General features: G+C 51.8%; 1 rRNA gene. It reads right to left on the reverse strand.

Annotated features, from left to right (window positions below):
* Nucleotides 1-1,521, reverse strand: a 23S ribosomal RNA gene (locus tag ACFX40_RS27585); the annotation flags it as partial.

Genomic DNA, 1,521 nt, shown 5'->3' on the forward strand with positions numbered 1-1,521 from the left:
CGCCTCACATTGCTGTGAGGACCCCTTATTCCGAAGTCACGGGGTCAATTTGCCTAGTTCCTTAACCATGAATCTTCCAAGCGCCTTAGTATATTCTACCCGACTACGTGTGTCCGTTTGCGGTACGGGTATCCAATGGGTTAAGCTTAGCGGATTTTCTCGGGAGTATGCTTACCTTCACTATTGCATTGTCCGAAGACGCTGCATACTGTCGACTTTCAGCTCAGAGGGTGGATTTGCCTGCCCTCGTCGGCGCCTACGATCTTTAACGGGCTATTCCGTCAGCCCGCGGAAGTGTCACTCCTCCGTCTCCACATCGCCCCAAAGGATAGTAACGGAATAGTAACCGTTTCTGCCATCGGCCTCTCCATTAGGATGAGCCTTAGGTCCCGACTGACCCGGGGCCGATTAACGTTGCCCCGGAAACCTTAGTCTTTCGGCGAGAGTGCATCTCACACTCTTTATCGTTACTTATACCTACATTTGCTTTTCATGAAGCTCCACCCAAGGTCGTCCCTTGGGCTTCAAGGCCGCATGAATGCTCCCCTACCGATGTCATTAAGACATCCCACGGCTTCGGCACCGGGCTTCATACCCGATTATTATCCATGCCCAGACCCTCGACTAGTGAGCTGTTACGCACTCTTTGAATGAATGGCTGCTTCCAAGCCAACATCCTAGCTGTCACGGGGACCAGACTTCGTTAGACTAACTTAGACAGAATTTCGGGACCTTAGACGGCGGTCTGGATTCTTCTCCTCTCGGGGACGGACCTTAGCACCCGCCCCCTTACTGCACGACTGCAGTCCATAAGCATTCGGAGTTCGTCAGGTCTCGATAGGCGGTGAAGCCCTCTTGACCTATCGGTCGCTCTACCTCTTATGGAAATCGTCGCACGCGGCACCTAAATGCCTTTCGGGGAGTACGAGCTATCTCCAAGTTTGATTGGCCTTTCACTCCTACACTCACCTCATCGGGAAGCTTTTCAACGCTTATCCGTGCGGTCCTCCATTCGGTGTTACCCGAACTTCAACCTGGGCAAGTGTAGATCACTTGGTTTCGCGTCTACCCCATCTGACTCGACGCCCTATTCAGGCTCGCTTTCACTACGGATACGTAACTCTTGGCACTTATCCTTGCCAGACATGGTAACTCGTAGGTTCATTATGCAAAAGGCACGCCGTCACTGCTTAAGCAGCTCCGACCGCTTGTAGGCGCATGGTTTCAGGAACTATTTCACTCTCCTCATCGGAGTGCTTTTCACCTTTCCTTCACAGTACTCGTTCACTATCGGTCTCACGGGAGTATTTAGCCTTACCGGATGGTCCCGGCAGATTCGCGCAGAATTTCACGTGTTCCGCGTTACTCAGGATACCACTACGTCTCGTCATGCTTCGAATACGGGATTATCACCCTCTATGATTGTTCTTTCCAGAACATTCTTCTCACAATCTAAGTACGACAGCGTGGTCCTACAACCCCTGCTAAGCGTTGCCACAAAGCAGGTTTGGGCTATTCCCC

Source organism: Priestia sp. YIM B13552, assembly GCF_042787775.1.
Classification (GTDB): Bacteria; Bacillota; Bacilli; order Bacillales; family Bacillaceae_H; genus Priestia; species Priestia megaterium_E.